General features: G+C 69.4%; 24 protein-coding genes and 1 tRNA gene. 11 read left to right on the plus strand and 14 right to left on the minus strand.

Features of this window, described 5'->3' with window-relative positions; genetic code table 11:
* Window positions 1-3 precede the first annotated feature (3 nt).
* Both BJQ95_RS12195 and BJQ95_RS12200 read left to right on the plus strand, forming a co-directional pair.
* Window positions 4-783, plus strand: a complete 780-nt coding sequence (locus BJQ95_RS12195) for an alpha/beta hydrolase (protein WP_370688336.1) — start codon at window positions 4-6, stop codon at window positions 781-783.
* Between the two features lie 102 nt (window positions 784-885).
* Entirely contained in the window at window positions 886-1335 is a 450-nt protein-coding gene (locus tag BJQ95_RS12200) for a flavodoxin domain-containing protein (RefSeq protein WP_130178972.1), read from the plus strand.
* Window positions 1336-1534: 199 nt separating this feature from the next.
* On the opposite strand, the gene BJQ95_RS12205 is transcribed toward BJQ95_RS12200, so the two are convergent.
* Window positions 1535-2935, minus strand: a complete 1401-nt coding sequence (locus BJQ95_RS12205; protein ID WP_130178971.1) for a cation:dicarboxylate symporter family transporter — start codon at window positions 2933-2935, stop codon at window positions 1535-1537.
* 158 nt (window positions 2936-3093) lie between these two features.
* Between BJQ95_RS12205 and BJQ95_RS12210 the strand changes: the two genes are divergently transcribed.
* Both BJQ95_RS12210 and BJQ95_RS12215 read left to right on the plus strand, forming a co-directional pair.
* Window positions 3094-4761, plus strand: coding sequence for a sensor histidine kinase (locus BJQ95_RS12210; protein ID WP_256041369.1), 1668 nt, complete (start codon window positions 3094-3096; stop codon window positions 4759-4761).
* Window positions 4754-5461 carry a response regulator gene (locus tag BJQ95_RS12215; RefSeq protein WP_130178970.1) on the plus strand — a complete coding sequence of 236 codons (708 nt, stop codon included), beginning with the start codon at window positions 4754-4756 and terminating at the stop codon, window positions 5459-5461. The genes BJQ95_RS12210 and BJQ95_RS12215 overlap by 8 nt, the downstream gene beginning before the upstream one ends.
* Before the next feature lie 20 nt (window positions 5462-5481).
* On the opposite strand, the gene BJQ95_RS12220 is transcribed toward BJQ95_RS12215, so the two are convergent.
* On the minus strand, window positions 5482-6132 hold the full coding sequence (locus BJQ95_RS12220) for a bifunctional 2-polyprenyl-6-hydroxyphenol methylase/3-demethylubiquinol 3-O-methyltransferase UbiG (protein ID WP_130178969.1): 651 nt from the start codon (window positions 6130-6132) through the stop codon (window positions 5482-5484).
* 104 nt (window positions 6133-6236) lie between these two features.
* Here BJQ95_RS12220 and BJQ95_RS12225 point away from each other — a divergent pair, with 104 nt between their 5' ends.
* The 4 genes from BJQ95_RS12225 (at window position 6237) to BJQ95_RS12240 (ending at window position 9382) form a co-directional block, all read left to right on the plus strand.
* On the plus strand, window positions 6237-7043 hold the full coding sequence (locus BJQ95_RS12225) for an IclR family transcriptional regulator (protein WP_130178968.1): 807 nt from the start codon (window positions 6237-6239) through the stop codon (window positions 7041-7043).
* Between the two features lie 217 nt (window positions 7044-7260).
* The gene (locus tag BJQ95_RS12230) at window positions 7261-7968 is read left to right on the plus strand and encodes a YceI family protein (RefSeq protein WP_130178967.1); all 708 of its coding nucleotides are present in this window, start codon (window positions 7261-7263) and stop codon (window positions 7966-7968) included.
* 53 nt (window positions 7969-8021) lie between these two features.
* On the plus strand, window positions 8022-8528 hold the full coding sequence (locus BJQ95_RS12235) for a sigma-70 family RNA polymerase sigma factor (RefSeq protein WP_130178966.1): 507 nt from the start codon (window positions 8022-8024) through the stop codon (window positions 8526-8528).
* A complete protein-coding gene (locus tag BJQ95_RS12240) occupies window positions 8525-9382 on the plus strand; it encodes a zf-HC2 domain-containing protein (protein WP_205750230.1) in 858 nt (285 codons plus the stop codon). The genes BJQ95_RS12235 and BJQ95_RS12240 overlap by 4 nt, the downstream gene beginning before the upstream one ends.
* A gap of 11 nt (window positions 9383-9393) precedes the next feature.
* On the opposite strand, the gene BJQ95_RS12245 is transcribed toward BJQ95_RS12240, so the two are convergent.
* Window positions 9394-10293 (minus strand): LysR family transcriptional regulator ArgP, encoded by a 900-nt coding sequence (locus tag BJQ95_RS12245; RefSeq protein ID WP_130178965.1) that lies wholly within the window; start codon window positions 10291-10293, stop codon window positions 9394-9396.
* Between the two features lie 68 nt (window positions 10294-10361).
* Between BJQ95_RS12245 and BJQ95_RS12250 the strand changes: the two genes are divergently transcribed.
* A complete protein-coding gene (locus tag BJQ95_RS12250) occupies window positions 10362-10991 on the plus strand; it encodes a LysE/ArgO family amino acid transporter (RefSeq protein WP_130178964.1) in 630 nt (209 codons plus the stop codon).
* A 76-nt stretch (window positions 10992-11067) separates the two neighbouring features.
* The gene (locus BJQ95_RS12255; RefSeq protein ID WP_130178963.1) at window positions 11068-11730 is read left to right on the plus strand and encodes a hypothetical protein; all 663 of its coding nucleotides are present in this window, start codon (window positions 11068-11070) and stop codon (window positions 11728-11730) included.
* Between the two features lie 86 nt (window positions 11731-11816).
* Here BJQ95_RS12255 and BJQ95_RS12260 read toward each other — a convergent pair whose 3' ends face one another.
* The 11 genes from BJQ95_RS12260 to BJQ95_RS12310 all read right to left on the minus strand — a co-directional run bounded on the left by BJQ95_RS12260 (window position 11817) and on the right by BJQ95_RS12310 (window position 23965).
* Window positions 11817-13022 carry a glycoside hydrolase family 1 protein gene (locus BJQ95_RS12260; RefSeq protein ID WP_130178962.1) on the minus strand — a complete coding sequence of 402 codons (1206 nt, stop codon included), beginning with the start codon at window positions 13020-13022 and terminating at the stop codon, window positions 11817-11819.
* Window positions 13023-13085: 63 nt separating this feature from the next.
* Window positions 13086-13934, minus strand: a complete 849-nt coding sequence (locus BJQ95_RS12265) for an alpha/beta fold hydrolase (protein ID WP_130178961.1) — start codon at window positions 13932-13934, stop codon at window positions 13086-13088.
* Window positions 13931-15661 (minus strand): ABC transporter ATP-binding protein, encoded by a 1731-nt coding sequence (locus BJQ95_RS12270; protein ID WP_130178960.1) that lies wholly within the window; start codon window positions 15659-15661, stop codon window positions 13931-13933. The genes BJQ95_RS12265 and BJQ95_RS12270 overlap by 4 nt, the downstream gene beginning before the upstream one ends.
* Window positions 15658-16605 carry an ABC transporter permease gene (locus BJQ95_RS12275; RefSeq protein WP_130178959.1) on the minus strand — a complete coding sequence of 316 codons (948 nt, stop codon included), beginning with the start codon at window positions 16603-16605 and terminating at the stop codon, window positions 15658-15660. Before BJQ95_RS12275 ends, BJQ95_RS12270 begins: the two co-directional genes overlap by 4 nt.
* Window positions 16602-17681, minus strand: a complete 1080-nt coding sequence (locus tag BJQ95_RS12280) for an ABC transporter permease (RefSeq protein WP_370688337.1) — start codon at window positions 17679-17681, stop codon at window positions 16602-16604. The genes BJQ95_RS12275 and BJQ95_RS12280 overlap by 4 nt, the downstream gene beginning before the upstream one ends.
* Entirely contained in the window at window positions 17674-19293 is a 1620-nt protein-coding gene (locus tag BJQ95_RS12285) for an ABC transporter substrate-binding protein (protein ID WP_240694903.1), read from the minus strand. Before BJQ95_RS12285 ends, BJQ95_RS12280 begins: the two co-directional genes overlap by 8 nt.
* Window positions 19294-19519: 226 nt before the next feature.
* Window positions 19520-20605 (minus strand): LacI family DNA-binding transcriptional regulator, encoded by a 1086-nt coding sequence (locus BJQ95_RS12290; RefSeq protein ID WP_130178958.1) that lies wholly within the window; start codon window positions 20603-20605, stop codon window positions 19520-19522.
* A 157-nt stretch (window positions 20606-20762) separates the two neighbouring features.
* Window positions 20763-22223 (minus strand): DUF2252 domain-containing protein, encoded by a 1461-nt coding sequence (locus BJQ95_RS12295; protein ID WP_130178957.1) that lies wholly within the window; start codon window positions 22221-22223, stop codon window positions 20763-20765.
* Window positions 22224-22430: 207 nt separating this feature from the next.
* The gene (locus BJQ95_RS12300; protein ID WP_130178956.1) at window positions 22431-23147 is read right to left on the minus strand and encodes a M23 family metallopeptidase; all 717 of its coding nucleotides are present in this window, start codon (window positions 23145-23147) and stop codon (window positions 22431-22433) included.
* A 66-nt stretch (window positions 23148-23213) separates the two neighbouring features.
* On the minus strand, window positions 23214-23732 hold the full coding sequence (msrA, locus tag BJQ95_RS12305; RefSeq protein WP_130178955.1) for a peptide-methionine (S)-S-oxide reductase MsrA: 519 nt from the start codon (window positions 23730-23732) through the stop codon (window positions 23214-23216).
* A gap of 158 nt (window positions 23733-23890) precedes the next feature.
* A tRNA-Lys gene (locus BJQ95_RS12310) sits at window positions 23891-23965 on the minus strand.
* Between the two features lie 129 nt (window positions 23966-24094).
* Here BJQ95_RS12310 and BJQ95_RS12315 point away from each other — a divergent pair.
* Window positions 24095-24910: an inositol monophosphatase family protein gene (locus BJQ95_RS12315; RefSeq protein ID WP_130178954.1), complete on the plus strand. Its 816-nt coding sequence runs from the start codon at window positions 24095-24097 to the stop codon at window positions 24908-24910.
* Window positions 24911-24944 lie beyond the last annotated feature (34 nt).

Below are 24944 nucleotides of genomic sequence, written 5' to 3' on the forward strand. Positions count from 1 at the left end.
ACAGTGACGACAGGACACACGGAAAAACCCCGCACCCGCACGCGCGCCCGCATTCAATTCGCTGGCTGGACCGCGCTCACTGCCCTGGCGCTCGGCATCGTCGCCTTCCTCATCTGGACCCAGCTGGTCATGCCGGCCGACCGCGCCGAGGCCCAGGCTGTCTTCGACAATCCAGCCGTCACCGTGACCGACACGGCTGACTCTGTGGTGATCGCCCCGGCGGAGAACCCCTCCAACGCCGGTCTGGTCTTCATTCCCGGCGCCAAGGTCGACCCGTACGCCTACCTCGCCACGTTGAGCGGCACGGTGGAGGAGACCGGGATGACCGTGGTCATCACCAAACCGGTATTGAACCTGGCCTTCTTCGACCAGCGCCCCCTGGATGCCTTCACCGCCGCCGCCCCGGACGTGACGACCTGGTTCGTGGGCGGCCACTCGCTCGGCGGGGTGCGCGCCTGTATGTACACGCTGGACACCGAGGTGGCCGGCCTGGTGCTGTTCGGCAGCTACTGCGCCGCGGCGGTCGACGACGACCTGCCGGTGCTGAGCATCAGCGGCAGCGAGGACGGCCTGAGCACCCCGGCCAAGATCGAGGACAGCGCCGACCTGCTGCCCGCCGGCACCACCTTCGTCGAGATCGAGGGGGCCAACCACGCCTCGTTCGGCGCCTACGGCGACCAGCCCGGCGACGGCGAGGCCACGATCAGCCCGGCGGAGTCGGAGCAGGCCATCACCGAGGCGCTCTCGACCTTCACCGCGCTGCGCTTCATGCAGTCGGAGTGACCCGCCGGGTCTGACCCGGCAGGAGCCTCGCTCTTGTCGGCCCAGCGGGCCAGGGCCACTATGGCTCCTGTCGGCCAATGTCGCCCCGAACCTGGAGGAGCCATGCACGCGCTCGTCGTCTATGACACCAACTACGGCAACACTCGCACCATCGCGGAGGTGATCGCCCTGGAGCTCGGCCGGGAAACCCGCACCCTCAACGTGACCGACCTCACCGAGACCAGCCTCGACGGTATCGATGTGCTCGTCGCGGGCTGCCCGATCAACGGCTGGAAGCCCACCGAACGGATGCGCGCCTTCCTGCAGACGCTCACGCCGGGCTCACTCGCCGGCGTGCGGGCCGCCGCGTTCGACACCCGCATCAAGCTGTTTCTGCACGGGGATGCCGCGGGCAAGATCTCGCACGCCCTGCAAACCGCCGGCGCCAGCATCGTGGCCAAACCGCACGGTTTTGTCGTCGAGGGCACCGAGGGTCCGCTTGCCCCCGGCGAGACCGGCAAGGCCGGTGCCTGGGCGGCGTTCATCGGTGCCGAACTGCGGGCAAGCGCCTGAACCCAGCCGGCGGAGACGTCAGAAAAACGGCCCGTGCCAAGGCACGGGCCGTTCTGGTGGGGCGGTCGACTACGCGGTGAGCGAGTCCACGTACTCCTCGTTGTCTTCGATCCACTTCGCGGCGACGGGGCCGTGGTCCGTGCCCTCGTAATCGACGAGCATCCCGGTCTCCAGCGAGTGCAGGTGGTCGAGGTCAGCGTTACCGGAGGGCCGGCTCCGGCTGCGGTGCGGCGGCCGCCGAGGCGACGGCATCCGCCGGCTCAACCGGCAGGTGCGTCGACATCATCGTGGCTTCGTCGAACGGCGCGTGGCGGTCGAGGACGAGGTCTACCTGGGCACGGTCGATCTCGTTGGTCCAGGTGCCGATCAGCACGGTGGCGACAGCGTTGCCGGTGAAGTTCGTCAGTGCGCGGGCCTCGGACATGAACCGGTCGATGCCCACGATGAAGGCGACTCCGCCCACGAGTTGCGGGGCGTGCGCCTGCAGTCCGCCCGCGAGGGTCGCGAGCCCCGCGCCGGTGACCCCTGCCGCACCCTTGGAGGCGATGATCATGAAGACCAGCAGCCCGATCTGCTCTCCCAGCATCAGCGGCTGGCCGAGCGCCGTGGCGATGAACAGCGACGCCATGGTGAGGTAGATGGCGGTGCCGTCGAGGTTGAACGAGTATCCGGTGGGTACGGTGACGCCCACGACGGGCTTGGACACCCCGAGGTGCTCCATCTTGGCGATGAGGCGGGGCAGCGCGGCCTCTGACGACGAGGTCGAGAAGATCAGCAGATATTCCCGCCCGAGGTAGCGCATCAGCTTGAAGATATTGATGCCGGTGACCAGCTTGAGCAGGCCGCCGAGAATCACGACGATGAAGATGATGCAGGTGAGGTAGAACGCGGCCATCAGGGTGAACAGGCTGATCACGGCCTGGATGCCGGTGGCTCCCACGACCGCGGCGATGGCGCCGAACGCGCCGATCGGGGCGAGCCACATCACCATGACCAGGATGCGGAAGATCAGCGCCTGCAGGTGGGCGATGCCCGTAAGGATCGGCTTGCCGGCCGCGCCCATTTTCTGCAGCGCGAAGCCCACGACCAGGGCCACCATCAGGGTCTGTAGGATGTTGCCGGAGGTGAGCGAGGAGATCAGCGTGGTGGGCACGATGCCGAGCAGGAAGTCATGCGTGTCGGCGGCTTCGGGCGGCGCGTAGGTCGCGTCCTGCAGGTTGAGGCCTTCACCGGGGTGGATCAGGTTGCCGACCAGCAGGCCGATGCCCAGCGCGAAGGTGGACATGATCAGGAAGTAGCCCAGCGCCAGGCCGCCGATCTTGCCGACCGTGGCGGCCTTGGCGATCGATCCGATGCCCAGCACGATGGTGCAGAAGATGATCGGCGAGATCATCATCTTGATCAGCAGCACGAAGACGTCACCGAGCGGCTTGAGTGCGACCGCGAAGCCGTCCTCACCGCCGAACATCAGGCCGACGAGGATGCCCAGCCCCACCGCGACGATGACCGCGATGTAGAGGTAATGGGACTTGTCGAGCCGTTTGCGCGGTGTGCCGGCCGGGCGCCGGGCGGCAGCGCCGCGGGGAAAGGAAAGTGCCATGTCAGACTCCTTTGTCTAGGCTGGTCGAACCGGTAACGGCCCGATCAGCTGTGGTGAATACACAGTGCGGGACGAGAGGCGTACGGTCACTCTTGCGGTCATATTGGTCACGACGACGTGAATCTCGAATTCGTAAAGCGGTGAAAGGCGAGTGCCGGATGCAGGGCTGGAGCATTGCACGCCGGCTGTTCCTTGCCCATTTCGTCTTCGTTGTGTCGCTGGCGGTGTTCGTGGGCACGGCCTCGTTCGTCGACGCCCGCGACCGCGGCTACACCGAAACGGCCGACCGGATGCTCGCGGTCGCGATCTCGATCGCCGACAGCCCGTTGGTGGTCACGGCCGCCGAATCGGCGGATCCGACCGCGGCACTGCAGGCGTACACGCTGAAGGTGAGCCAGGACGCGTCGCTGGACTTCATCACGATCATGAGCCCCGCCGGCATCAGGTGGACCCACCCGGATCCCGCCGAGATCGGCCGGGAGTACATCGGTGAGACCGGCCCCGCCGAAGCCGGAAGCCCGCTGACGGAGGTGACGGCGGGGACCCTCGGCCCCTCGGTGCGGGCTGTCGTGCCGATCCTCGACCCGGACGGCCAGGTGGCGGGCATGGTGGCCGCCGGAGTGAAGACGAGCAACCTGCAGATCGCCCTCAACGCCAGGCTGCCGGCCATCCTGGCGCTCTCGCTCGCATTGCTCCTGGCCGGCTCGGTGGCCACCTGGCTGCTGGGTCGCTACCTGCGCCGGGTCACCCTGGGCTGGGGCCCCGAAGAGCTCGCCCAGCTGTTCGTCTACAACGACTCGGTGCTGCACTCGGTGCGGGAGGGGCTGGTTCTCGTCGATCGCAAGGGCAACCTCGTGCTCTACAACGACCAGGCCGCCGACCTGCTCGGCATCCCGGCCCGGCCTCCCTCGCCCTCCGCCGGCGCCTCCGCTCCCGCCATCGACGACCTCGACCTGCCGGCAAGCCTGGCCGACCTGCTGCGGAGCGGGCGCACCGCACACGACGAGATCCATCTGACCGAGACCCGGGTCCTGGTGGTCAGCCAGGAGCCCGCGGTACCCACCCCGAGCCGGGTGCGCCCCCGGACGGCGCCGATGGGGACCGTGGCGACCATCCGCGACCACACCGACCTGCAATCGCTCGGCACCGAACTGGCGTCGATGCGCACCCTGTCGGATGCCCTGCGCGCGCAGACCCACGAACACGCCAACCGGCTGCACACCATCGTGTCGCTCATGGAACTGGGCCGGGCCGACGAGGCGCTCGAGTTCGCCACCAGGGACATGGCGGTGAACCAGCAGCTCACCGACGAGATGATCAGCTCGGTCGACGAGCCGGTGATCGGCGCACTGCTGGTGGGCAAATTCGCCCAGGCCGGTGAGCTCGGGGTGCAGCTGAACGTGGATGCGGCGGGCACGCCGGTGGATTCCGGCCTCTCGGTGCAGGACCTCGTGACGGTGCTGGGCAACCTCGTCGACAACGCGCTCGAGGCCGCGGTCGGCGGCGAGGCTCCGCGCCGGGTGGACGTCGCCATCCGCACAACGATGGACACCGTGCCACCGAACGTGGTGATCGAGGTCGCCGACAGCGGACGGGGCGTGGACCCCGAGGAGCTCGACGAGGTGTTCAGACTCGGCTACAGCACCAAGGAACCCGGCCGTTACGGTCGCGGGCTGGGCCTGGCCCTGGTGCGCCAGGCGGTGACCAGGCTCGGCGGCACCCTCACCGTCACCCGTCGGAGCGGCGCCGTGTTCACCGTGACGATTCCGCTGCGGGCGCCCGTCGCCGAGCCGGAGTGGACGGCGGAGGGCGGTCCGGATGCCTGAGCAGGACGAGATCCGGGTGCTCATCGTCGAGGACGAGCCGCTCACCGCCGAGGCCCACGCCGCCTATCTGCAGCGGATGCCCGGCTTCACCCACGCGGGCACGGCGGGGACCGGACAGGCGGCGCTCCGCCAGCTCACCGACGCCGCGGCATCCGGTGCGCCGATCGACCTGGTGCTGATGGACATGAACCTGCCCGACCTGCACGGGCTGGACGTCTCCCGGCGGGTGCGGACGGCGAACCTGGACTGCGACATCATCGCGATCACGGCCATCCGTGACCTGCAGGTGGTGCGCGGCGCCGTGGCCGCCGGGGTGGTGCAGTACCTGATCAAACCGTTCAGCTACGCCACCTTCGCGCAGAAGCTCACCACCTACCGGGAGTTCCATCGCCAGCTCGGCGAGCGCTCGCGGGTGACCAGCCAGGCGGACGTGGACCAGGCCTTCAACAGCCTGCGCACGCCCTCCCCGGCGACGCTGCCCAAGGGGCTGGCAGAGGGAACCCTGGCCGCGGTGACCGAGCTGCTCAAGGCGAACAGCGCACCGGTGTCGGCGACCGAGCTCACCGAGGCGCTCGGGATCTCCCGGGTGACCGCAAGGCGGTACTTAGAGCACCTGGCCGACGACGGGGCCGTGCTCCGCACCCCGCGTTACGGCACACCGGGGCGGCCGGAGAACGAGTACACCTGGCGGCGGGACTGACCCGCAGCAGCCCGGCGGGGTCAGCCCAGCCGCCGCGCCCGCAGCACGACGTCCTCGGTGTGGTGGGCGCCGGCGCCGGTGGCCACGTGGCGGGGCCGGGTCTCGTCAACCTCGATCAGCCAGTTCTCGTCCAGCAGGGCCGCGACCTGGGCCGGGCTCACATAGAGCGCGGCGTCGAAGCCGTGCGCGGCGGCCTCCTCACCGATGGGCGTGGGGTGGTGCACGACGAGCAGCACCCCGCCCGGGGCGACGGCGTCGAGCAGGGCGCGTTCGGCATCGTTGCCCGGGGTGCGCAGCAGCGCCGGGTACTGGGCGGAGACCAGGTCGAAGGTTCCGTGCGGCAGGGCTGCTTCGACGAGCCCGGTCTGCAGCCAGTGCACCGACGTGATCCCGGCCAGTTCGGCCTGCCGCGCGGCACGCTCCAGGGCCACCCGCGACACGTCCAGGGCCGTGACGGTCCAGCCCGCGGCGGCCAGCCACAGCGCGTCGGCGCCCTCACCGCAGCCGACGTCGAGGGCACGACCGGGCCGCAGCGGGCGCGTCTCGCTCACCAGCGCGGCGTTGGGCTCTCCGCTCCACAGCGTCTCCCGGTCGGAGTAGCGCTGATCCCAGAACTCCCGCACAGCGTCGGGATCCTGAGGCGGGTGGGCGTCGGCGTCGGTGTGCGGCATGAGTGCATCATCCCGCGCCGGTGTGACGGCGACAAACCCGCTTGCCAAACCGGCAAACCGCCGCCAGGCTGGGCCGGACCGACCGGACCCGATAGCCTCGTCGCATGAGCGCTGAGGCGCCGGGCACGGCCGATGTGCCGGCCGCCCGGCATACCCTGCAGATCCTCAGCTACCTGGCGGCCCAGCGCGGCCCGGTTCCGGCGTCCAGTCTCGCCCAGGCCCTTGGCCTGCCCCGGTCCACGGTCTACCGGCTGCTCGGGGTGCTGCAGGAGCTCGGCTTCGTGCTGCACTTCCCCGAGGCCCGCCGGTACGGCATCGGCCTGGCCGCCTTCGAACTGAGCAGCGGCTTCGCCCGCCAGGAGCCCCTGGCCCGGCTGGGCCGGCCGATCCTGGCCTCCCTCGTCGACAAGATCGGCGAGAGCGCACACCTGGCGGTGCTGCACGGCCGCGACGTGATCTACCTGGTGGAGGAGCGGGCGCCCCGCCGCCCCGCCCTGGTGACGGATGTCGGAGTGCGGCTGCCCAGCCACCTCACCGCCAGCGGTCGCGCACTCCTCGCGACTCTGCCGCTCTCCCAGCTCCGGGCGTTGTTCCCCGACCGGTCCGCCTTCGTGCAGCGCGGCGACGACCCCCGCGCGCCGCTGCCGGGCAGCGTGACCAGCTACCGTGAGCTCAGCGGGCTCCTGGCCGAGGTGCGCGCCCAGGGCTACGCGGCAGAAGACGGCGATGTCACCGCGGGGATGGCATCCGTGGCCGTGGCCGTGCGTGACCACAGCGGTTGGCCGGCCGCCGGCATCGCCGTGACCTTCGCCAGGTCGAGCGTGCCGCCGGAACGTTGGCCGGAGCTCGCCGCCGCCGTGGAGCACGCCGCGGCCGAGCTGGGCCGCCGCATCAGCGGGCGCACCGGCTAGGCGCATCCACGATGCGATTGTCAGGAAAAAGGCCGAAAACTAGGAGCCAATGTCCGATTCCGTCCTTGTAATCTCACTTTTTCCCTCTAGCGATGCGTGGTTCTTCGAGAATCTTCGGCGCTGGCTGAACCTTTTGGGCCCCGGGCTCGTTGTTCAGGGTGGATGAGCATCATCCGTGGCGTGCCACTGAGACGCACCGACCATGAACGAGGGCGACATGCAGAAGAGGACGAAAATCGGCCTGTGGATAGCGGGCGCAGTTGTCGTCCTCGGCGGCGTCGCCCTGGCCTTCGGCCCGGCCGTGTATGCCGACTACGCCAACAGCAACGTGGAGGCGGCCCCGACCATAGCCCCGGCACCAACGAGCCCCACCGGCTCGGCGACCTCCGCCGCGGTGAACCCGGATGACCTCTCCGGCACCTGGAGCATCGGCGCCGACTCCTACGCCGGTTACCGCGTCGACGAAGTGCTGCAGGGCAACGATGTCACCGTGACCGGCCGCACGGCAGACGTGACCGGTGACCTCACCGTGGACTCGCTGTCCCTCACCGCGGCCACGATCACGGTGGACGTGGCGAGCATCGCCACCGACGAAGGCGCCAGGGACTCCTACTTCCGCGACACCGCCATGGAGGTCGGCGACTTCCCGACCGCCACGTTCACCCTCACCGAACCGGTCACCCTCGAGGCTCCGGTGGCCGGCGTGGCCCAGACCCTGACCGCAAACGGCGAACTCACGATGCACGGCGTCACCCAGCCGGTCAGCGTCGAGCTGCAGGCCGCGCTCACCGACGCCGGCGGCCAGGTTGTCGGCAGCATCCCGATCACCTTCAGCGACTACGGCGTCGAGGCGCCCGACCTCGGCTTCGTCAGGGTCGAGGATGCCGGCTCCGTCGAGTTCTCTCTGAATGTCGCGCAGAATTAGTCCGGCGGCATAGGCATGTTCGTCGTGGGCATCGGGCGGAGCCGGAGGTAACCGTGGCAGAGCCACACGCGGAACTCCTGCGGGCGCTGCACGATGCCCACGGGCCGGCCCTGTTCAGGTACGTGGTGCGCCTGACCGGGGATTACGGGTTCGCGCAGGACGTGGTGCAGGAGACCCTGCTGCGCGCGTGGAAGCGTCCGGCGCTGCTGGACCGGGACGAAGACGCCGTCCGCGCCTGGCTGTTCACCGTGGCCCGCAACCTCGTGATCGATGACCGGCGAAGCGCCAAGTACGCCCGGGAGATCTCGACCGACGCCCTGCCGGAAACGGCTTCGGCCGACGCCACCGATGCCATCCTGGATCGCTGGCTGGTGACGGATGCCCTCACCGCGCTCTCCCCCGAGCACCGCACCGTGCTCGTGAGCGCCTACTACCTCGGGCGCCCCATCGCGGAGATCGCCCGCCGGGAACAGGTACCGGAGGGCACCGTGAAGTCCCGCCTGCACTACGCCCTGCGAGCGATGCGGCTCGCCCTACAGGAAAGAGGGGTCACCGAATGACCTCCACCCCCGACGGTTTTCGCGATTGGGACGCCGCCTATGTGCTCGGCGCGCTCAACACTGAGGACCGACGCGACTTCGAACGCCACCTGCCGACCTGCCCGGCCTGCGCGGCCGCCGTCGCGGAACTCGCCGGGCTGCCCGGAATCCTGGCCGTGCTGCCCGCCGCGGACGCCGTGGCGCTGACCGGAACTCCGGCAGACCCGTCCGGGGGCGCTCTGCCCCTCAGCAGCTCGCCCGACGGCGGCTTGCCCGGCAGCACCGCCGACGAGCACCTGCGCGCCGCGATGCACCAGCCTCAGCTGCGGCGGCTGGCCGGAGCCGCCGCCCGGCGCACCCGGCGCACCCGGATCCGCCTGGCCCTGGCCGGCACCGCCGCCGCCGCCGTTCTCCTGCTGGGCGGCGCTCTGCTCGGCGCCGCGCTGACCGCGCCCTCGACGCTTCAGGCGGGGCCGGCCGCATCCGCGCCGCCGGCATCAACACCGACGGATTCAGCACCGACGGATTCAGCACCGACGGATTCGACGCCGACGGCGACCCGGGTCGTGGCCATGGAGCCCGTGCAGGCCGGCGCGCTCACCGCCGACCTCTCCATCACCGACACCGACTGGGGCACCCGGTTCGACTGGTCGTGTGTGTACCTGAACGAGCTGTGGAAGTACAACAGCCCCCAGAACTACGACATGGTGATGACCGATCTGGCCGGCACTTCCACCGTGCTCGCGACCTGGACGGCGACCAGCCCGAGCACCGAGAACCTCGCCGCGTCCACCGATCTGCCGCTGGATCAGATCCGGAGCGTGGAGATCCGGGCGAGCTCCAGCGGCACACCGCTGGCCCACAGCGACCTCTAGCAGAGCCACCCTCAGCCAGGCAGCGGCCGCAGTTCCCGGCTCGCCTCGGCGCGCACCGCGGCCGACACGGCATCCAGCAGCGGCGACGACAGGTTCCAGCGCTGCCAGTAGAGCGGCACGTCCACCGGATGCGCCGCCGCGAGCTCCACCAGGGAGCCGTCGGCAATCTCGGCCAGGCACTGCTGTTCGGGCAACACGCCCCAGCCCAGACCGAGCAGCACGGCGCGGGCGAAGTCGTGGGAGGTGGGGATGAAGTGGCGGGGCGCCTCGCCGGGCCGTCCGGCGTGGGCGCGCAGGAAGGCATCCTGCAGGTCGTCGTTGCGGTCGAAGGTCACCACGGGCGCCGCCGACAGCGCGTCGAGCCCGGTCGGGAGCCAGCGCCGCACGAAGGCCGGCGTCGCCACGGCGCGGTAACGCATCCGGCCCAGCGGCTCGGTCACACGGCCCTGGATGGAGTCGCGGTTGGAGGTGACCGCGGCCATGACGGCGCCGGAGCGCAGCAGCGAGATGGTGTGCTCCTGGTCTTCGCGGTGCAGATCGAAGGTGAGGTCCAGGTCGGCGGCCACCCCGGCGAGGGCGCCGAGGAACCAGGTGGCCAGGCTGTCGGCGTTCACGGCGAGGGAGATCAGCACCGGCCGGTCGGCGGGCCCATCCTCCTGCAGCGCCCGCTCGGTGTCGGCCTCCAGGAGCTCGACCTGGCGCGCATAGCGCAGCACCACGGCACCGGCGGGCGTGAGCAGCACCGGGCTGGTGCGCTGCACAAGCACCCGGCCGGAGGACTGCTCCATGGCCTTGACCCGCTGGGAGACGGCCGACGCCGTCACGTGCAGGCGGCGGGCGGCCTTCTCGAAGGTACCGTCCTCGATCAGGGCGCGCAGGGTCTCCAGTTGGTCGAGCGTGAAGCGTTGCATTAGTTCAGCTTATGCATAATGAGAAAGCGTAGCTAGACTGCACGGGCTCGGGTCTCTACCGTGGACCCATGACCCCCGCGACGACACTCCTGCCCGCACTGCTGGGCCTGGCGACGGGGCTCTCCCTGATCATCGCGATCGGCGCCCAGAACGCGTTCGTGCTGCGACTGGGCATCGAGGGGCGCACCCGGGTGATCCTGCCGGTGGTGCTGATCTGCGCCGTGTCCGATGCGGCGCTGATCCTGGCCGGGGTGCTGGGCATGGGCGCCCTGGTCGCGGCGGCGCCGGTGGCCATGGTCGTGGTGCGTATCGTCGGCGCGGCGTTCCTGGTGGGTTACGGACTGTGGGCGGCCCGCCGCGCCATTCGGCCGGGCGCCCTCCTGGTGACCGGCTCCCCCGGTGCCACCGGGCTGGGGGCCGCCGTGGGCACGGTTCTCGCGCTCACCTGGCTCAACCCGCACGTGTACCTGGACACCGTGGTGCTGCTGGGGTCGGTGGCCTCCCAGCAGGATGCCGCCGAACGCTGGTGGTGGGCCGGCGGCGCCATGACCGCGAGCCTGGTGTGGTTCGCGGCCCTGGGTTTCGGCGCGCGCCTGCTGCGCCCGGTGTTCGCACGCCCAGGGGCCTGGCGCATCCTGGACGGCATCATCGCCGTGGTCATGCTCGCCCTCGGCGCCCGGCTGGCCTTCGACCTTTAGCCCTGGCGCCGTCCCGCCGTGCGTGCGTGGGGACAACGGCTGAAGGGGATTGGCGGAGCCGCGGTACGCTTTTCCCGTGCTCTCCAAGGACCTGATCCGCCTCTACCCCGAGCTGTACCACGTGGCAGCGGATGGCGCGTGGCCGTCGATCGAGCGGCACGGGCTGCTCTCCACGGCAGCGCTTGTCACCCGCTGGGGTGTGCGGCAGGGCGCGCCGCAGGCCGCGATCCTCACCAAGCGGCGCGGCGAGTCGATCGAGCTCGAGCATCCGGACTACGGCACCGCCGTCATCCGGCATCAGAAGGCCATCCACGAGGCGTCGCTGGCCGCGGCGCTGGAGGACCTGTCCCCCGGCGAGTGGTACGCCATGCTCAACGAGCGGGCGTTCTTCTTCCTGCAGAAGACCCGGCTGAACGAACTGTTGGCCGCCCGGTCGTACCGGGACGACGCGCACACCGTGCTCACGGTGGACACCCGCAGCCTGATCACCGCGCACGAGGACGATATCGAGCTCACCAGGGTGAACACGGGCTTCGCGCAGCGGTTCAGCGCCGAGCCGCGCGGCCGGGACAGCTTCCAATCGATCGAGGAGTTCGCGCATCCCACGCGGGCGCACGCCTCGACCAAGGTGGTGGATGTGGCCGAGCTCGCGGTGTACCGCGGGGTGCGCGACATCCGTGAGCACGTCACACGCGTCGAACGGATGCGCGACGGCACCGTGCTCGAGCGCTTCGTCTAGCCGCCGCCGCGGTTCTGCCACTAACTGGTTCCCGTGCGGACAATTGGGCCCGGCGCACCGGGCCCAATTGTCCGCATCGGTAATAGTTATGCGAAGGTGGGGGCGGGGGCGACCGACGGCTCGAGGCCGTTGCGACGGGCGACCTCGCCGAGCCAGCTGGCGCTGGGCTTCGGGGTGCGGGCGAAGGTCTGCTTGTCCCAGGCGATCAGGCCGAAGGTGGGCGTGAAGCCCGAGGCCCACTCGTAGTTGTCCAGCGCCGACCAGTGCAGGTAACCGAGCAGGTCGATGCCGTCCTCGATGCAGGCGTGCAGGCCCTCGAGGGCGCCCTGGGTATAGTCGATGCGGCGGCTGTCGTCCGCGGTGGCGATGCCGTTCTCGGTGACCATGACGGGCACGTGGTCGGTGAGCTCCCACGCGGCGCGCACGCCGATGCCGGCGGCCGGCGGGAAGAACTCCCAGCCGGTGAGCGTGGTCTCCACGTTCTCGGCGACCGGGCGGGGGCCCTCTGGGCCGATGAAGGTGCGGGTGTAGGCCTGCACGCCCACGAAGTCGTCACCCTTCACGTTCTCCAGGTACCAGTCCTCGCGCGGGTGGCCGTACTCGACGAGCTTCTCGGCGGCGCCCTCTTCGTCCACGGCCACGAAGGCCTGGGTGGCAATGGTCCAGCCGGTCTTGAGCCCGCTCACCTGGGAGAGCACCTCGCGAGAGCGCTGGTGCGAGATGAGCAACGCATCCGCCACCTGCAGGTCGGGGTCGGGCAGCCCGTGCGCCACCAGGTTGGCGGCGTATTCTCCGCCGGCCAGCATCGCAGCGATATTGGGCTCGTTGATGGTGCACACGTAGTTGACACCCTCAGCCACGACGGGCAGGGCCAGCTCGGTGTAGCGCGCGAACAGGTCGGCGGCATCCTTCGACCGCCAGAACCCGTCGTTCTCGAACCAGCGCGGCACCGTGAAGTGCATCAGCGTCACGATCGGCTGGATGCCGAACTCGTGGCAGGTGTCGACCATGCGGCGGTAGTGGTCCACGGCCGAACGCGAGGTGAAGCCGCGCTCGGGTTCGATGCGCGCCCACTCGATGCTGAACCTGTAGGAGTCCAGGCCCAGGTCGGCGAGCAGCTTGATGTCGTCGCGGTAGCGGTGGAAGCTGTCGGCGGCGTCCCCGGAGGGTTCGACCATGGTCGTGCCCTGGGCATGCTCCTTGGGCCACCAGTTGCTGTTGACGTTGTTGCCCTCGATCTGGTGGGCGGCCGTGGCGGCGCCCCACAGGAAGCCTTGGGGGAAAGTGAGCATGGAGTATCTCCTTGGGGTAGCGATGGTGCGGTGTTCGTAGTCGAGGTGGTGAAGAGAGAACAATCAGCTGGTGGATGCCCAGAACTCGTCGAGCATCGCGGCCGTGAAGCCCGGGTTGTCGAGGTTGGGCAGGTGACCGGCCTGCGGGATCACCCGGTACACGGCGCCGAGCTGCTCGGCCATGAGCTTCTGAGACGGGATGGGCCAGGCGTCGTCGGTGTCGCCGTGGGCGACGAGGGTCGGCACCCGGGTGGCCCGCACGTCGGCGGTGGAGTCCGGGGTGGACTGGAGGATGCGGATGCCGCCGAGAATGTTGTCGACCGAGGAGGCGATCAGGCGGTCGCGCACGAACTCGTCGTCGGCGGTGAGCGGGCTGCCCACCGGGTGGTCGAGTGCCCAGACGGCCAGGGTGCCGTGTTCGGCCACCAACTCGGCCTCGTCCTCGTGCGCACCCGCGCGGCCGCCGGGGCCGGAGCAGAGCATGGTCAGGTCGGTGAACAGCGCCGGCCCATCCTTCGGGGAAACACTGCGCAGCAGCGCGGCCCGGGCGACGAGGCCGCCCAGGCTGTGGCCCACCAGGTGCACCGGGCCGCCCGCGCCGATGGCGTGGGCGACCGTGACGGCATCCGCCGCGAAGTCGTCAAGCCGGTAGCTCTCGATGCCCACGGGCGCGGCGGAGTCGGCCTGGCCGCGCTGGCTGTAGCTCACGACCTCCCAGCCGTGCGCCGCGATCAGCGGCAGCAGCAGCCGGAAGTCCTCCTTGGAGCCGGTGAAGCCCGGCACCAGCAGTGCCACGCCACGGCTCGGGCACTGCGGCCGCACCCGGAACGCCGTGAGCGGGCCCGCCGCGGTGTGGATGCTGAAGTGCTCGAGCTCCGGGGCCAGGGCCAGGGCGCCGAACGCGGCCGTCACGCGACGACCTTGCGCGGGTTGGGGATCGCGTCCAGCAGCCGGATCGTGTAGTCGTCCTGCGGGTTCTGCAGCACGTCGGCGGTGACGCCGCGCTCCACCACCGCTCCCCCGTTGAGCACCATGATGTTGTCGGTGACCACGCGGGCCGAGAGCAGGTCGTGGGTGATGTAGAGCAGGCTCACCCCCCACTGTTCGCGCAGGTCTTCGAGCAGGGCCAGCACCCCGGCGCGCAGCGACACGTCGAGCATCGAGACCGGTTCGTCGGCGATGATCACCTGCGGGTCGCTGGCCAGCGCCCGGGCGATCACCACACGCTGGCGCTGCCCGCCGGAGAGCTGGTGCGGCAGCTTGGCCGCGAACTCCTCCACCGGGCCGAGGCCCACGATGTCGAGCAGTTCCAGCACCCGGCGTCGCGCGTCGGTACCGGTCAGTCCGGTAAAGTTGATCACCGGGCGGGTGAGCGTGTATTCCACGGTGTGCAACGGGTTCAGCGCGGAGTACGGGTCCTGGAAGACCATCTGCACGTCACGGTGCAGCCGGCGGAAGTGCCGGCGGTCCAGCGTTCCCACGTCGAGGTCGCCGAAGCGGATGCTGCCGCCGGTGGGCTTCTCGACCGCAGTGATGAGCTTGGCGATGGTGGACTTGCCCGAGCCGGAGGCCCCGACCAGGGCCAGTGCGGCGCCGGGTTCGAGGGTGAACGAGACGTTGTCCACGGCGCGCACGGGGGCCTCGCCGCGGCGCGGGGCCGGGTAGATCTTCGAGACGTTGTCGACGATGATGGCGTGCTGGTCGGTGCGCCGGGTGCGCGGCGAGACCGTGGGTGTGTGGGTGGCGGCCTCGGTCCGCAAAGCCCCCTCGTTCTGGCGTTGCTGCCGGTCGGCGAAACCGGGCAGCTCCACCACCTCGGCGCGCGGGTCGGCGTAGTGCGAGAGCAGCATCCGGGTGTACGGGGCCTCCGGGTTTTCCAGGATCTGCCGGGCCGGGGCATCCTCGACGATGCGGCCCTCGTGCATGACCATCACCCGCTGGGCGGATTCGAGCACGATGCCCAGGTCGTGGCTGATCAGGATGGCGGTGAAGTTCTCGCTCTTCTGCAGCTCGATGATGGTGTTCATCACGGCGTGCTGCACCAACACATCCAAGGCCGTGGTGGGCTCGTCGAAGACCATCAGCTCGGGTTCGAGCGACAGGGCCAGCGCGATCGAGACCCGCTGCCGCATGCCGCCGGAGAGCTCACCCGGGAACCTGTCAAGCACCTGCGGGGTCAGTTCGACCTTGCCGATCAGCTCGGTGGCCCGAGCCGTCCAGTGGCTTCTCTCGACGTGGCCGTGGGCGCGGAAGATGTCGACGAAGTGGTTGCGGATGCTGCGCACCGGGTTGAGCGCGTTCATGCCGGACTGCAGCACCATGGCGATGCCGCCGTGGCGCTGCTCGCGCAGCTGCTCGGCGTCGAGGCTGGCGATGTCCTTGCCGCCGAAGAGGATGCGGCCCTTCTCGATGTGCGCCGGCGGCTTGGAGAGGCCGGTGAGCGCGAAGCCGAGGGTGGACTTGCCCGAGCCGGACTCCCCCACCAGGCCGACGAACTCGCCGTGGGCCAGCCGGAACGACACGTTCTGCACGGCCTTGGTGGCCCCGGCGCCGTAGCCGTAGTGCACCGAGAGGTCGTGCACCTCGAGCAGGGTGGTGTTGGCGGCGGGCGGGGTCTGCCTGAACGGTGCGGGGGTCATTTCGTGGTTCCTTCCCGGAGGCGGGGATTGCTGATGCCGTCGACGCCGAAGTTGATCAGGGTGAGGGAGGTCGCCAGCAGCGCGATGCAGAGGCCTGGGGCGAACAGCAGCGCCCACTGCCCGGTGAGCAGAGCGTTGGAGTTCTGCGCCCAGAAGAGCATCGTGCCCCAGCTCACCACGGTGGAGTCGCCGAGGCCGAGGAACTCCAGGCCGGCTTCGGCGAGGATCGCCGCGGTGGCGGCGCCGAAGAAGTTGCCTACGATGAGCGAGGTCATGTTCGGCAGGATCTCGCGGAACACGATGCGGAAGGGCCGTTCGCCGCTGAACACGGCGGCCGTGACGAAGTCGCGGGAGCGCAGCGACTGGGTCTGGCTGCGCAGCACCCGGGCGCCCCACGCCCAGCCGGTGATCACGACGACCACGATGATCATGCCGATGCCGCCGCCGGAGAGGTACGCGGCGATCACGATCATCAGCGGCAGGCCGGGGATGACGAGGAACAGGTTGACGACGAAGTTGATCACGTCGGCGCCGAACCCCCGCACGTAGCCCCAGCTCAGCCCGATCAGCACGGCGATGATGGTGGAGAGCAGGCCCGCCACGAGTCCGACGAAGATGCTGATCTGGGCGCCGTAGAGGAGTTGGCTGAGCACGTCTTCGCCGGCGGCGGTGGTGCCCAGCCAGTGCGCGGCGCTGCCGTCGGCGCTCCGCTCGAAGCCGGTCTCCCTGGCACCGTATGGGGCGATGAGCGGGGCGAAGATCGCCAGGACGATGAACACGGCGAGCATGACGAGGCCGATGCGGGCCTTGCCATTGCTCCACACCGTGGAGGCGACGCGGAGAACGACCTTCCAGGCGGAGGGTGCTGCGTCGATCGGGGTGCGGGGCGCGCGAATGGCGGCGGTGGTGGGAGGCAGTTTTTCCTTGGGCAGTGAGGTGGTCATCGTCGAGTCCTCGGGTCCAGCACGCCGTACAGAATGTCGACGAGGAAGTTGGCGATGAGCACGCTCACGGTGATCATCAGGAAGAGTGCCTGCATCAACGGGTAGTCCTGGTTGGTGACGGCGTTGAAGAGCAGGTAGCCGATGCCCGGGTAGCCGAAGACCTGTTCCACCAGGATCGAGCCGCCGACCACGCCACCGAGGGCCAGGCCGAACGAGGTGAGGTTGGGCAGGATGGCGTTGCGGGCGGCGTAGCGCAGGGCGATGGTGCGGGGTTTGAGCCCGTTCGCCTCCGCGAAGGTGACGTAGTCGTCGCCCAGGGTGGAGATCATGGTGTTGCGCATGCCCAGGATCCAGCCACCGAGCGAGGTGATCAGGATCGTGAGTGCCGGCAGCACCCCGTGGTAGAGCGCATCCCCGAGGAACTCGAACGAGAGGTTCGGCGAGGCCGTGGGACCGTAGGCCCCGGAGGTGGGGAAGAGCCGCAGCACGTAGCCGGCGAAGAAGAGCAGCAGCAGGGCCGTCCAGAAGTACGGGAAGGCGCTCATGAACGAGCCCACCAGGGTGGGTACGCTGTCGAGCCAGGTGCCGCGCTTCCAGGCCGCGAGCACGCCGAGCAGGGTGCCGAGAATGAAGGCGACCACGGTGACCAGGCCCACCAGCACGAGCGTGTAGGGCAGCGCGGCCGAGACCAGTTCGCCCACGCTCTGCGGGTAGAAGGTGTACGAGATGCCGAAGTCCAGCGTCACCACCTGGTGCAGGTAGGCCAGGTACTGTTCGAAGATGTTGCCGGTGGGCACCCCGAGCTGGGCCTCGATGGCGGCCTTGGTGGCCTCGGTGACCGGTCCGTTCTGGGCGAGTTTGGCCAGCGCGGCATCCGCCGGCGTGCCGGGCATCAGCCGCGGCAGCAGGAAGTTGACCGTGACGGCCGCCCACAGGGTGAGGGCGAACAGGCCGAGCTTGCGTGCGACGAAGCCCAGGGACGTGAGAACCGGGCTCGGCGCGTGCGCCGCATCCGTCGCACTCAACCCCGGGGTGAGGCTGTCGGCGCCGCGCGGCGCGGCAGTGGTGCTAGTCATCGTTGACCTTCTTCAGGTTCGTGAGAATGAGCAGTGGGGTCGATTCGTACGTCTTCGGCGACGAGTACGGGTCGTCGGCGCTGGGCCAGCCGGTGAACTTCGCGTCGCTGAACAGGCCCCAGGCACCGCCGTAATAGAGGCTGATCGACGGGATCTGCTCGTAGACCACCTCCTGCAGCTGGTTGGCGAGCTCGGCCTGCACGGCCGGGTCCAGGGCCACCTTGTAGTCGGCCAGGATCTCGTCGACAGCGGGGTCACTGAACCGTTCGAAGTTGTTGCTGGCCTCTTCGCCCACCGGCTTGACCCACTCGCTGGAGAGCAGGTTGTTGAAGTCGCGGAAGGTGTTGCCGGTGCCTCCAGTGGCGCCCATGGCGAGGTCGTACTCGCCGTTCCGGAGCGCCAAGGTGTAGGCGGCCGGCTGCGGGGACTCGACCTTGACGTCGACGCCGATCGCGCCCCACTGCTTCTGCACCTCCTGCACCCCCTTGAGCCAGTCGTTGTAGCCGGCCGCGGTGGTGATGGTGAGGGTGAGCTGGGCACCGGAGGCGTCGACGAGCTTGCCGCCCTCAAGGGTGTAGCCGCCGGCGGCGAGGTACTCGAGCGCCTGGGCGGTGTCCTGGGTGATCAGGCCGGCGTCGGGGATCTCGGGGTTGAGCACGTCGGCCTGGTTGGGCAGCAGGATGTTGGTCTGCCCGGCCACGTCCATGTAGCCCTCGGCGGCCGCGTCGCCCACCAGGGTGCGGTCCAGCGCCGTGGACAGGCCCTGGCGCACGTTGACGTCGTTGAACGGCGCCTTGGTGAGGTTGGGGAACAGGGCGATGGTGCCGCCCGGCGGGAACCAGTAGGTGTTCTGGTTGCCGGCATCCACCCAGGCGCCGTCGACATCGCTGATGAACGAGTATGCCCAGTCGTAGCCCTTGGTGGCGACGTCGAGCTGGGTGTTGGTGGCCGGCAGGATCAGGTGCTCGGCGGCGACGGTGTCGGCCTTCCAGTAGTCCTGGTTCTTGTCGACGGTGTACTGCTGCGGGGCGAAGTTGCCCAGCGTGTACGGACCGGTGCCGACCGGGTCGGGGTTCCGCCAAGTGGTGGGATCCTCGACGTCGGCCCAGATGTGCTCGGGCACGATCAGGGTGGTGGACGCGATCAGCTGAGCGGCGGGCACGTCCGGCGCGGTGAGGTGCACCGTGACGGTGTCGGCGCCGACCTCGAAGGTATCGATGTAGCTCCAGATGCCCTGCAGGTCCAGCGACGGATTGTCCTTGAGGAGCTGGAAGGTGAAGCCGACGTCTGCCGCGGTGAAGTCCTCGCCGTCGGACCAGGTGACGCCATCGCGGATCGCGAAAACTATCGTGGAGGGGTCCGGCTGCGTGTACCCGGTGGAGAGCCACGGGTGTTCTTCGGCGTTGAGGTTGTCGAGCACGATCAGCGGCTCGTACATGTAGAACGCCGCGACCCGCTTGTTGATCATGAACGGGTTGAAGTTCTTTTCGAACAGCGGGGAACCGTTGTCGGCCGCGACGAGCATGGTGTCGTCGGGGATGGACGGGTCCGGCGCGCTCTGGATCTGGATGCTGCAGGCAGCGAGCGTGGAGGCGGCGACGGCCAGGGCCACACCGGCGAGCGTGCGGCGGACGAGCGAGCGTCGCGCCTGTGAACGGAGAGGCCCTGATCGGGGCCGAGATCGAGTGGGTTGCATCATTACTACCGGGTTTCCTCAGTCATCGTTGAGCTGATCGCGCCAGGGACAGGCGGGGGTGGCGCGTGATCTGACTCTGAGTGTATGCGCATACATTGGCGGAATGCAAGCACGGGTTCCCCCACGGTGTTGCCGCACCCGGTCAGACGCGGGGGCAGCTCTCCCGCAGCACAACCTCCACGGGCAGGGTGAACGCCTGCGGGTCAAGCGTTGGATCCTGCAAGCGCGCGGTGATGGCGTGCACGGCGGCGCGGCCCAATTCCACCATCGGCTGGTGCACCGTGGTCAGCCGCGGCCGCGAGTGCCGGCCGGCCGTGATGCCGTCGAACCCCGTGACCATGACATCCTCCGGCACCCGGATGCCGCGCTGCTCGAGCACGTCGAGAACGCCCAGGGCGGTTTCGTCATTGGAGCAGAGGATGGCGCGGGGCCGGTCCGCAGCCAGGATCCGTGCGGCCGTGGCCCGTCCGCCATCGCGGGTGAAGTCGCTGCGCAGGATCCGCACGCTGCTCTCGGCCAGACCGGAGTCGGCGAGGGCGTCGCGGAACCCCGCGAGCCGCTCGGCGTCATCGGGGGAATCGGTGGGACCGGCGATGTAGACGACGTCGTGCACGCCGTGGCCCTGCAGCACGTAGTTGGCCAGCGTGCGCATGCCGGGCCCGTTGTTCGCGCTGACGTGGTCGAAGTCGTCGGCGCGCTGGGCGCCGGCCAGGATCACGACGGGGATCCGCCGGGCCACATAGGCGAGCAGCTCGTCCGGCACGGTGCGAGCCAGAACGGCGAGGCCGTCCACCCGGCCGGCGATGTCGGTGACCATGGCTTCCCGGCTCGAGCCGCGTCCGGCGGCCACCATCAGGGCGAAGCCGCGGCGCCAGGCCTCGATCTCGGCCCCACGGAGCACCTCGTCGAAGTAAAGGTTCTCGGTATCGGAGAAGATGTCGGCGTCGTCCTCGACGATGGGCACGGTGTCACCGCGCGCCGAGTCCACGGGCTGGTCCGGAACGGTTTCGTCGTGGCCGGGGAAAAACAGGCCGATCACATTGGTGCGCCGGGCGGCGAGCCCCCTGGCCGCCGCGCTGGGAACGTAGCCGAGCTCGGTGACGGCGGCGAGCACGCGTTCCCTGGTGTGCTCGCGCACCGCAGCCGGCGAGCGCAGCACCCTCGAGACCGTGGCGATCGAGACGCCGGAGCGCTCGGCGACGTCGTAGACCGTGGGTGCTTTCGCCACGTCTCCTCCTCGCCCTCGGTGCTGCCGCCTGTTGCCGCCGCTCGTGCGGGGTGTCCTGCCATCGTACGGCGGCTACTGTGCCCGTTCCGGACGATTGCACCCGGCACACCGGGACCACTAGTCCGGAACGGGCACAGTTACGCCGGAGCGGCGCGGCTCAGACTCCGCCGCGGGCCACCAGACGGCCGGTGCGCACGGCGTCGAGGAAGGCCTGGTAGTCCGCGTCGTTCTGGTCGGCATACCGGTAGGCGAAGTCGGTGACGGCGCGGTCGAACTTGTCGCTGCCGCCGAGGTACGCCGCGATCGCGACCGGGTCGCCGGAGCGTGCGTGCGCCCTGGCCAGGGTCCAGCCGCACGCGTGCGCGTAGAAGGTCATCCCCATCGGCACCATCGCCTCCACGACGATTGACGCCTTCATGTCGCGCAGCTGACGCCAGTACAGGTACCGGTCGGCCTGCATCCCCTTGGTCCAGCCCAGGAAGATGTCGCTGGCGGCCTGCATCATCCGCTGCCCTTGCACGACCCGTTCGCCGGGCTGCTCGTAGACGCTCTTGGGCAAGTGATCTTCGAGAACGGATGCGGTCGCCTCCTTCACCTGCAGGAACAGCGGGTCCTGCTCGTCGCGTCCCGCCAGCAGGGCGATGAACGCCCGGTTGCCCACGCTGCCCACGCCCACCACCTTGTGGGCGACGTCGACCACCTCGAAGCGCTCAAGCAGCCGGCGCCGGTCGTCCTGCAGGGTCTGCCGGTAGGCCTGCAGCTGATCCCTCACGGCGGCCTCGGTTTCCTCCGCGGTCAGCCCAACGGTCTCGGCGAAGTCCCGGACCGGAATCACAATGGGCGGCTGGCTGATGATCCGGTACTGGCCGTCAACGAATTCGGCGAGTTTGCCCAGCGCCTGCATACTGTCCCTGGTGCGCGCTTTCGCGGCGTTTTTCAGGGCGTTCTTTTCGAGCACCTTCGAGGCCTTCTTGGCCACCTTGCCCTTCTGGTTGGCCCTGGCCATGTCCATCGCGGCCAACAGCTCCTGCTCGGACATCCGGGCGTACCAGATGTCCAGGGTGCCCATGGTGGAGAACTGGGTCATCGCTTCCCGGTAGGAGCGCACCGCCTCCAGAGTCACCTCGCGGATGTCCGACGGGGAGAAGCCGTTGTTGCGAGCGGCGATCGTGAAGCTCGCCGTCATCCGCAGCACGTCGTACTCGAACGGGCCCGGCAGGGTCTCGTCGAAGTCGTTGAGGTCGAAGAGCAGGTTGCGTTCGGGCGACGCGAAGATCCCGAAGTTGGACAGGTGGGCGTCCCCGCAGAGTTGCACGATGAGGCCGGCCCGGGGGGTGTCTTTCAGGTCGGTCGCCATGATCTTGGCGGAACCCCGGTAGAAGGTGAAGGGCGAGGCCATCATGCGCCCGTGCCGCACCGGCACCAGGTCGGGCACCCGGGTGCGGTTCTGCTCCTCGAGCAGGGCGACGGGGTCCGGCCGGTCCTCGGCCGGCGACCAGCCTCGATGACTGTTCAGCGGGGTCTGGGCCCTGGCGGCCTTGCCGACGGCGGCACGGTCGGCCACGCTCGCATGCTCGGTGCCGACGACACGGTCGGCCTCGCTCGAATCCTCGGTCATGAAAGTCAGCCCTTCGCTTGACGACGCTGAATGCACCCACGATTGCCCCGGCCGGTGGGGCTGTCAATGGGAGGGCGTTCCGCACCCGCCCCGCCAGCTCGGTTTCAGCCCCTGAAGAAGGCTGTGGCGCGACCTGAGCAGAGGATGCCCATGACGATGACCCGTGCACGGGCTGAGCACCCCGTCGATCGCGGCGGGTGAGTTGGGCTACGCCATCGGACGAATCGGCTCGACGACGACGCCCTCGCCGGGCAGTCCGCTCTCGTGCAGCTTGGCGCCGCGCCCGCCGGTCGGCCACACCCGGTATTCCCGGAAGCGCACCGGCAGGCCAGCCGCCCTGGCGAGGTCCAGGTTGTCCATCACCTGCAGGTGCACATGCGGTTGGGTAGAGTTCCCGGAGTTGCCGCACTGTGCCAGCAGATCACCCGTGTGTACGACCTCGCCCACCCGAACCCGCATTGACCCGTTCCGCAGGTGCACGAGGGCGACGAATCCGGCGCCGTCGGCCAACCGGATGACGACGTGGTTGCCCGCGATCGCACCCACTCCCTGCCGCAGCCGGGCGGCCTGCCCCAGGGCGTAGGGAATCAGGCTCAGCTGGGATCGCCGGGCCACGTGATCGGGCTCACCGTCGTGCACGCGGACGACCGTGCCGCCCGCCGGCGCCAGGATCGGCCGGCCGAAGGCGACGAACCGCTCCGGCGGTTCGGTGCCGAAGAACGTGCCCCAGCTGCGCACGGCGGCGGTGCGGCCGCGCTCGTCGACGCCCACGAAGTCGATGGCGTAGCGCTCCCCCAGCAGGTCGGTGCCGTGACTCGGGATGCGTCGTGCCGGGCTGTTCGTGGCCATCCAGCGGCCCGTGAACGGCAGGCTGAGCAGGGCCGGGCCCGGTGGGGACTCCCGCGACGGTTGCGAGTGGCTCATCCCCCCACACTAAACCGGCCCGGTCGTCACACGAACGACCGGGCCTGGACAGGCGATGCCGAGTGGCTAGTTGGCGACCTGTTCGCGACGCGGCAGCACCCAGCCCGGCCGCACGAAGTGGCAGGTGTACCCGTTCGGGTAGTTCTGCAGGTAGTCCTGGTGCTCGGGCTCGGCCAACCAGAAATCGCCGACGGGCTCCACTTCGGTCACCACCGGGCCGGGCCAGATTCCGGACGCGTCGACATCCGCGATCGTGTCCTGGGCGACCCGCTCCTGCTCGGCATCCTCGAAGAAGATCGCCGACCGGTAGCTGCGGCCGCGGTCGTTGCCCTGGCGGTCTTTGGTGGACGGGTCGTGGATCTGGAAGAAGAACTCCAGCAGCTCGCGAAAGCTCGTGCGCTCGGGGTCGAAGGTGATCTCGATGGCCTCGGCGTGGTCGCCGTGGTTACGGTAGGTCGCGTTCGGGGTGTCGCCACCGGTGTAGCCCACCCGGGTGGAGAGCACGCCGTCCCGCTTTCGCACGAGTTCCTCGACGCCCCAGAAACAGCCGCCGGCCAGTGTCGCCTTCTGCGTGGTTGTGCTCATAGTGTCTCTCCTTGATCGTGGACGTTCCCTCGGCACAACGTGTGGGCGTCCGGGCCTGTTCCGGTGCGTTCATCACACACAGCGCGCTCACAGTTTAAACGGTCGTGCAGGGTACAGAAAAGCCCGGCCGCATACTCGCGGCCGGGCTTCTCTTCGTCTGGTGCACCCCCCGGACTTGAACCGGGAACCCGCTGATTAAGAGTCAGCTGCTCTGCCAATTGAGCTAGAGGTGCGTATTTTGTGCATATTTTTCACGGCGGAGGCTTCCCCGCCGACATGAGACATTACCACCAGATTCGCGCTGGACGCCAATCGAGAGTCGCGTCCCGGCGTGTCGCGCGCCGGTCACTATTCTGGACAGCGTGACCGAGAACCCGCTGCCCACCCTCGCCGATGACCTTTCCCTCGCCCTCGAGCTGGCCGACGCCGCCGACGCGATCTCGATGGCCCGGTTCGAGGCACTCGACCTGGTCATCACCACCAAACCCGACCGCACCCCGGTGACGGATGCCGACCAGGCCGTCGAGCGCGCCATCCGCGCCCTCCTGGCCGAACGGCGCCCCACGGACGGCATTCTCGGTGAGGAGTTCGGCACCGCGGGGCCCACAGCCCGGCAGTGGATCATCGACCCCATTGACGGCACCGCCGGGTTCCTGCGCGGCATCAGCATCTGGGGCACCCTGATCGCCCTCGCGATCGACGGAGTTCCCGTGCTCGGCGTGGTCAGCTCCCCCGCCCTGGGCAAACGCTGGTGGGCCGCGACCGGCGGCGGCGCCTGGTCGGCCGACTCCCGCTTTCCCGACGCCCCGCCCACGCGCCTGCGGGTCTCCGGCGTCGAAACCCTCGCCGACGCGTCGCTCAGCTACGGCAGCATCCAGCAGTGGGATGCCGCGGGCCGGCTCGACGAACTCGTCTCGCTCACCCGCCAGGTCTGGCGCACCCGGGCCTACGGCGACATGTGGTCGTACATGCTGCTCGCTGAGGGACACCTCGACATCGCCGGTGAATTCGACCTACAGCCTTACGACATGGCCGCGCTGGTGCCCATCGTGCAGGAGGCCGGCGGCCGGTTCAGCTCCGCCGACGGGGAGGACGGCCCCTGGCACGGCAGCGCCCTGGCCACCAACGGCCGGCTGCACCAGCTCGTGCTGGACGCGATCGCCCGGCCGGTTCGCTGAGCGGGCCCGCAGCCAGAGCCCGAGCCGGCACCCT

The sequence above is a fragment of the Cryobacterium sp. SO1 genome, assembly GCF_004210215.2.
Taxonomy (GTDB): Bacteria; Actinomycetota; Actinomycetes; order Actinomycetales; family Microbacteriaceae; genus Cryobacterium.

Bases quoted from the DNA above. Each gene is read 5' to 3' on its own strand.
- BJQ95_RS12200 (WP_130178972.1), top strand. From the start codon at position 886: ATGCACGCGCTCGTCGTCTATGACACCAACTACGGCAACACTCGCACC.
- BJQ95_RS12205 (WP_130178971.1), bottom strand. From the start codon at position 2,935: ATGGCACTTTCCTTTCCCCGCGGCGCTGCCGCCCGGCGCCCGGCCGGC.
- BJQ95_RS12210 (WP_256041369.1), top strand. From the start codon at position 3,094: ATGCAGGGCTGGAGCATTGCACGCCGGCTGTTCCTTGCCCATTTCGTC.
- BJQ95_RS12215 (WP_130178970.1), top strand. From the start codon at position 4,754: ATGCCTGAGCAGGACGAGATCCGGGTGCTCATCGTCGAGGACGAGCCG.
- BJQ95_RS12220 (WP_130178969.1), bottom strand. From the start codon at position 6,132: ATGCCGCACACCGACGCCGACGCCCACCCGCCTCAGGATCCCGACGCT.
- BJQ95_RS12225 (WP_130178968.1), top strand. From the start codon at position 6,237: ATGAGCGCTGAGGCGCCGGGCACGGCCGATGTGCCGGCCGCCCGGCAT.
- BJQ95_RS12230 (WP_130178967.1), top strand. From the start codon at position 7,261: ATGCAGAAGAGGACGAAAATCGGCCTGTGGATAGCGGGCGCAGTTGTC.
- BJQ95_RS12240 (WP_205750230.1), top strand. From the start codon at position 8,525: ATGACCTCCACCCCCGACGGTTTTCGCGATTGGGACGCCGCCTATGTG.
- BJQ95_RS12245 (WP_130178965.1), bottom strand. From the start codon at position 10,293: ATGCAACGCTTCACGCTCGACCAACTGGAGACCCTGCGCGCCCTGATC.
- BJQ95_RS12250 (WP_130178964.1), top strand. From the start codon at position 10,362: ATGACCCCCGCGACGACACTCCTGCCCGCACTGCTGGGCCTGGCGACG.
- BJQ95_RS12260 (WP_130178962.1), bottom strand. From the start codon at position 13,022: ATGCTCACTTTCCCCCAAGGCTTCCTGTGGGGCGCCGCCACGGCCGCC.
- BJQ95_RS12270 (WP_130178960.1), bottom strand. From the start codon at position 15,661: ATGACCCCCGCACCGTTCAGGCAGACCCCGCCCGCCGCCAACACCACC.
- BJQ95_RS12275 (WP_130178959.1), bottom strand. From the start codon at position 16,605: ATGACCACCTCACTGCCCAAGGAAAAACTGCCTCCCACCACCGCCGCC.
- BJQ95_RS12280 (WP_370688337.1), bottom strand. From the start codon at position 17,681: ATGACTAGCACCACTGCCGCGCCGCGCGGCGCCGACAGCCTCACCCCG.
- BJQ95_RS12295 (WP_130178957.1), bottom strand. From the start codon at position 22,223: ATGACCGAGGATTCGAGCGAGGCCGACCGTGTCGTCGGCACCGAGCAT.
- BJQ95_RS12300 (WP_130178956.1), bottom strand. From the start codon at position 23,147: ATGAGCCACTCGCAACCGTCGCGGGAGTCCCCACCGGGCCCGGCCCTG.
- msrA (WP_130178955.1), bottom strand. From the start codon at position 23,732: ATGAGCACAACCACGCAGAAGGCGACACTGGCCGGCGGCTGTTTCTGG.